The 5,773-nt window shown below is 47.6% G+C and carries 5 protein-coding genes and 3 pseudogenes; 7 read left to right on the top strand and 1 reads right to left on the bottom strand.

Annotation, left to right across the window (positions count from 1 at the left end):
* Nucleotides 1–117 precede the first annotated feature (117 nt).
* A pseudogene (locus EWV68_RS04735) lies at nucleotides 118–354 on the top strand (transposase); the annotation flags it as partial.
* A gap of 107 nt (nucleotides 355–461) precedes the next feature.
* A pseudogene (locus tag EWV68_RS04740) lies at nucleotides 462–611 on the top strand (IS630 family transposase); the annotation flags it as partial.
* A 9-nt stretch (nucleotides 612–620) separates the two neighbouring features.
* Here the strand turns inward: EWV68_RS04740 and EWV68_RS04745 are convergent.
* Nucleotides 621–788: pseudogene (locus EWV68_RS04745) on the bottom strand (IS1634 family transposase N-terminal domain-related protein); the annotation flags it as partial.
* Between the two features lie 367 nt (nucleotides 789–1,155).
* On the opposite strand from EWV68_RS04745, the gene EWV68_RS04750 reads away from it, so the two are divergent.
* Genes EWV68_RS04750 through EWV68_RS04770 form a run of 5 tightly spaced genes read left to right on the top strand, consistent with a single transcriptional unit; the run spans nucleotide 1,156 to nucleotide 5,589 of the window.
* Nucleotides 1,156–1,686, top strand: a complete 531-nt coding sequence (locus tag EWV68_RS04750; protein WP_002753852.1) for a DUF4242 domain-containing protein — start codon at nucleotides 1,156–1,158, stop codon at nucleotides 1,684–1,686.
* Nucleotides 1,687–1,698: 12 nt separating this feature from the next.
* Nucleotides 1,699–2,814, top strand: a complete 1,116-nt coding sequence (locus EWV68_RS04755) for an acyl-CoA dehydrogenase family protein (RefSeq protein ID WP_287237588.1) — start codon at nucleotides 1,699–1,701, stop codon at nucleotides 2,812–2,814.
* Nucleotides 2,811–3,593, top strand: coding sequence for an ABC transporter ATP-binding protein (locus EWV68_RS04760; RefSeq protein WP_194017450.1), 783 nt, complete (start codon nucleotides 2,811–2,813; stop codon nucleotides 3,591–3,593). Before EWV68_RS04755 ends, EWV68_RS04760 begins: the two co-directional genes overlap by 4 nt.
* A gap of 4 nt (nucleotides 3,594–3,597) precedes the next feature.
* Entirely contained in the window at nucleotides 3,598–4,806 is a 1,209-nt protein-coding gene (locus EWV68_RS04765; RefSeq protein WP_061433172.1) for an ABC transporter substrate-binding protein, read from the top strand.
* A gap of 12 nt (nucleotides 4,807–4,818) precedes the next feature.
* On the top strand, nucleotides 4,819–5,589 hold the full coding sequence (locus EWV68_RS04770) for an ABC transporter permease (protein WP_002802509.1): 771 nt from the start codon (nucleotides 4,819–4,821) through the stop codon (nucleotides 5,587–5,589).
* Nucleotides 5,590–5,773 lie beyond the last annotated feature (184 nt).

The raw sequence follows: 5,773 nt of genomic DNA on the forward strand, positions 1-5,773 counted from the left end.
CCAGACATCGATAATTTTTTGGCGAAAATCTACGGAATAGGGTCTCCTAGGAAGCTGGTAAGTTCTATTATTTGTCTATTTGCTTTCCATTGTACCTCATAGCTCCAAGAATTGCTATATATTACAGCAACTCAAGTCTGTGAACTTCTTAAAAAAATAGCTGCTTTAGGACTAACTATTCCCATCACTCTAGTATTAGATAATGCCCGCTATCAAAAATGTAAAATTGTCGAAGAATTGGCTCTTTCTTTGTCAATAGAATTACTCTATCTGCCGTCTTATTCGCCTAATCTCAATTTAATTGAAAGGCTGTGGAAATTTGTCAAAAAAAATGTTTATAGCAATTCCCATAGTTGTGAGGTACAGAGTCTTAGGTTTTGAGGGTTCGGGATTCAGGATTCAGGATTCGGGATTCAGGAGTTAAGATTTTGGTGTACCTCATGAGATTGGGAAACGCTATATATAGTAAATATTATGAGAACTTTTCTGACTTTTCTTCAGCTATTTATTAATGTCTGAATGATGCCCATCTGAAACATAAAAAAGAACTGGATTCCTTGCTGACTCTACGATTTCAGAAGTTTAATAAATCTCAGATTATGAACGTCTAAAGTATATCTCGATTGTAACGCCCCTTTGAGAGCCAGTTTCAAATTGTCGATAATATCATCGGGTAATTTTGAGAGGTTGGCCAGGGTTCTTTTTTTAACTTGATCTCCTTCTCGGTAAGAATCAGGTCGAAGAACGGCGGGAGGGGAATTACGGTTAGGAACTTTTTCTATATACATGACCACCATTCTAGCAAATCGAGAGAATTCTTGTCCATTAAGAAATATTACAAATTACATGGGTACATTAAGAGAAGTTAATGGGTGTATCCATTGATGGATAAGGGTTTTCGGCTTTTGTAGTATATATGTATAGGGAAAGTTCAGAGATACAAGAACTCAGTCGAAGTTTACACAGACTGTGAGTTTCAGCTGCCTCAGAAGGTCACGCATATCATTCAAGGCCAGGGTTCTGGCCACGACTTGAGCGAAACGGTCTTGAACCATCCACTCCCGTGTCACCTCGTTTTCAGGCTCTTGAAAATATTGCTTTTTTTTCCCAAAGACAGTAAACTCAAATGTATTGTAAATGTATTTCAGATGAATTATGACTCTATATCTAGTAGAGGATGATCGACAAGAAAGGACAAAAGAAGAGGTGAGCGAGATATTGGAGCGCATTGCCACAGTCGCATCAAAATCCCAGGGAGAGTTAATCGAAGCCCTAATCGGTGAAACAGAGGGGCGGTTATTCCTGATTATCAAAGCGATCGATCGCGCCTCCCTCGAACAAGTACTAGAAAACGCTGGGCTAAGTTGGCAACTAATCAAGGAAATGCGCTTGATTGGGCAGGACTTAGCCACTGTGCGAGAGCGCAAAGACAAAGCCAACTATCTAGTACAGTGGAATTTACCTCCGGGGCTAACGATGGAAACTTACCTGCAACGAAAAGCGGAGAAAACCCCCCTTTATGCTCAAGTGCCTGAAGTCAGTTTCGAGCGTACCTATGTTTGCGAAGACTTGAGTAAATGTCTCTGTTTCTACGATAGTCCCGATGAAGCGGCGGTAAAAAGAGCCAGAGAAGTGGTCGGCGCACCTATAGATAGTTTGACCTCGATTGAAAATATTCACCCCTAGGAGAGAACAATGATGCTCGATCGAGGCTCCGAAATCAGTTCTTTTCTAGAAGAAAGAGCCACTGACCTCAACAACGGTACAGCTAATCTCAACGTCGGTTGGTCCCTAACCAAGCTAGGAGAATCGGGCTGGTTCGGCTATGCTATACCTGAAAGCTTAGGGGGTCGGGGTGGCTCCTTATTACAGGCAGTAGAGGCGATCTCCTCTGTGTCCCAATGCTGCCTCACCACCGGTTTTGTTTTCTGGTGTCAGCGCGTCTTCATCCAATATCTGGCCGCCAGTAATAACACTTACCTACAAAACAAAATTCTACCGGCTGTTCTCAAGGGAGAGATAGCCGGAGCGACAGGACTCTCTAACGCGATGAAGTACCTCGGCGGTATCGAGGAGCTGCGTTTACAGGCAAAGATCGAGGGAGAAAACGTCACTGTTAATGGCTTCCTGCCCTGGGCCTCTAACCTCGACTCCAACGGAGAATTTATAGTGGCCGTTGCCGCTCAAACTAGATCTGGACAAACTCTTATCCTCGCCCTTCCCTCCTTCGCAGAGGGGTTAAAACGGGGTGAAGACCTACAATTATTGGGTTTACAAGCTTCCCGCACCAGTACCCTTGAATTCGATCGAGTTCAGTTATCTCACGACTGGATTATCAGCTTGGAAGCAGCAAAATTTTTACCCTCAGTCCGCCCCTGTTTCTTGCTGTTACAATGCGGACTGGCCCTTGGCATTACGCGTAAATCCCTCGCGGAGACGGAGAAAAGTTTAGGGGGAAAGGCCGCGGTAGCAAGCGATCGTTATTTCTTCGCCCGGGAGCGTCTGACTCGTCTAGAAAAGAAAATCGAGCAATTCAGCACCCTAGAAAGCTTCGATCTCGGAGGGACACGCCAACTATTCACCCTCAGAGTGGACATTACCCGATTAGCGGTGGAATCCGTATGGTTAGAAGCGGAAATTAAGGGAGGAAAAGGCTATTTCCGTAATAGCGACACGGCGCGACGGCTGCGCGAGGTCGCCTTTTTACCAGTGTTAACTCCGAGCCTGATTCAACTAGAAAGAGAGTTACAACGTCAGTCCTCTACCGATAAAATTTTCACTGGCGAACTCGATCGGGCGGGGGTGAGGGAATGAGCGTCGCCACTGATTACCCCGTCCTCACCCTCAAAAATCTCCATAAACGCTATAAAACCCGCCATGGCTACCGTACCGTTTTTGAGGATATTAACCTACAGGTGCGCTCCGGTGAGGTGGTTTGTTTGCTTGGGGCCAGTGGTTGCGGTAAATCTACCCTCCTTGCTACCGCCGCTGGTTTGCAAAGTGCCGATGGCGGAGAAATACAATTGCACTCACGACCCCTACAAGCACCAGACATCCGCAGCTCGATCGTCTTTCAATCCCCCGCCCTTTTACCTTGGTTAACCGTTTGGCAAAACGTGGCTTTTGGTTTGAAATTAAAGCGGATGCCCCGCCTCGATCATCAGCAATTGCGCGAAAGGGTTCACACCGCCGTTAAAAGCGTCAAACTAGAGGGCTTCGAGCGTGCCTATCCTCATCAACTATCGGGCGGTATGGCTCAGAGAGTTTCTCTAGCCCGCGTCCTCGCCCGCCGCCCCTCTCTCCTCCTCCTGGATGAGCCGTTTAGCGCCCTCGACGCGATCACCCGTTTCGAGATGCAAAAACTCCTCCTAGAAGTCATAGCTCTCTATAACAGCACGGTTCTCCTCGTTACCCACGACATCGACGAGGCCCTATTAGTGGCCGATCGAGTTCTTCTCATGGGCCGTCATCCGGTGGGCATCCGCCGAGAATGGACGATCTCGATGCCGAAACCCCGTTTCGAGTCAGCCAAGCTTTTGAGTGATCTACGCCGGTCAATTTTTCAAGAATTAGCCCTTGTCATGACACTGTAAATCTATGAACCTACACGATAATTGTGCTTGTTGCGGCATGAGCCGTCGAGATTTCCTGAAACTTTCGGCACTGTTTACCAGTTCCTTCGGGGCAGCGATCGCCGCCGATAATTGGAATCTCCCCGTTAACGCCAATGCCAACGATCAGCCTGTGAAAATCGGTTATCTACCGATTACGGATGCCGCCCCCCTATTGGTGGCCCACTGGCGAAAACTTTATCAAGCGGAAGGTTTAACTGCCGAACAACCGCGCCTATTCCGCTCTTGGGCGCAGATTGTTGAAGCCTTTCTCGCTCGGCAGGTGAACGTTATTCATGTTCTTTTTCCCACCTCGATCTGGATTCGTTACGGGCGCAATTTCCCCGCTAAAATCGTCGCTTGGAACCACACCAACGGCTCAGCCCTCACCGTCCTTCCCGATATTGAAAATCCCAGGGAATTGGGAGGTAAAACGATCGCGGTTCCTTTCTGGTATTCAATTCATAATTTGGTCTTGCAACAACTCTTACAACGTAACGGGCTGAAAATAGTTCGCAAAGCCAAGGACGCGCCGATCGCTTCTAACGAGGTTAATCTAGTGGTTCTCCCGCCCCCGGATATGGTATCAGCCCTCGCCAATAAGAGCATCGGTGGTTATATCGTTGCTGAACCTTTCAACGCGGCGGCGGAAAATCTAAAAACCGGTAGGGTTCTCCGTTTCACCGGCGATGTCTGGAAGAATCACGCCTGTTGCGTCGTCTTTGTTCACGAGGAGGATATTAGGCAACGGAAACAATGGACGCAGAAGGTGGTAAACGCCCTCGTTAAAGCCCAACTCTGGTCCCGGAGCAATCGCTCGGAAGTGGCCCGGATTCTCTCTAAAGATGGTGGAAAATATACCCCTCACCCGCTGCCGGTATTGCAACGGGCGCTTACTTACTATGATCGCAATTTCTATAAAAAAGACGGGGCGATCGAGAATCCAGCTTGGCAGGTCAACCGGATCGATTTCCAGCCCTATCCTTTCCCTTCCTATACGGAGGAACTGGTACGCTTACTAAAAATCACTCAGGTGGAAGGAAATACGGATTTTCTCCAAAAACTGCAACCCCGACAGGTGGCGCGGGATCTCGTGGATGACTCTTTTGTCCGTAATGCCTTGCAACAGGTGGGCGGACCGAAAGCTTTCGGCTTACCGAATAATCTCTCCCGCATCGAGACGATCAAATTTTAAAGGTCCGAACCTATGAAGTCACAATCTTTGACCTCCCCGCCAAGAGCTTTACTACCCTTATGGGGTATCGGTTTTGGATTATTGCTCTGGTGGCTATTTACCAGTCCTCTATGGCACTCAAACCCGATTTTAAATGATTTTTCCCCTGAGCGATCTTTTGTCGCTTTATTACGTCTTTTTGTTGGGGGGGAGATTATGCCCCATATCCTCACCAGTTGCCGCCGGGTTATTGTGGGCTTGGTTCTCGCTAGTGCCATCGGTGTGCCGTTGGGGGTATTAATCGGGTTGTATCGCTCCCTTGAATCGGCTTTGTCGGCCCTATTTCAATTTCTACGCATGATCTCGCCCCTTTCTTGGATGCCTTTAGCGGTGATGGTTTTGGGAATTGGTGATCTACCTGTGTATTTTTTGCTGACGGTGGCGGCTATCTGGCCGATCCTTCTCAATACGGCTGCTGGGGTTAATGCGGTTGATCGCTCTTGGTTGACTTTAGCCCGCAGTCTCTGTGCTACCCGAGGGGAAACGGTTTTCCAGATTATTCTGCCTGCGATCCTCTCCCATCTCTTAACTGGTTTCCGTTTGGCTATAGGTATTATCTGGATCGTTCTTGTACCGGCGGAAATGCTGGGGGTGAGTGCGGGTTTGGGTTATTATATTCTCGATACACGCGATCGACTCGCCTATTCAGAGTTGATGGCGGTGATCCTCGTTATTGGCGCAATTGGTTATCTGCTCGATTGGGGTTTGCGTCTGGCTCATCGCTCTTGGACGCATCAAGATTAGCCTAGGGTCTGCTGAAAAAGTTTTTCCTAGGGGCAGGGTGTAACCCCCCCAACCCCCCCGACATCGGTAGGGCTGTTTCATTTAAATTAAGTACAGCTGATTTTGAGTCAATAAATTTGACTGAAAATTCTCAAGTTTATCTTTCTCTAACCAAAAGAGTTAGTCACAATAATTAATCTTTAAT

This window comes from Microcystis sp. M_QC_C_20170808_M9Col, assembly GCF_007095495.1.
GTDB classification, from domain to species: Bacteria; Cyanobacteriota; Cyanobacteriia; order Cyanobacteriales; family Microcystaceae; genus Microcystis; species Microcystis aeruginosa.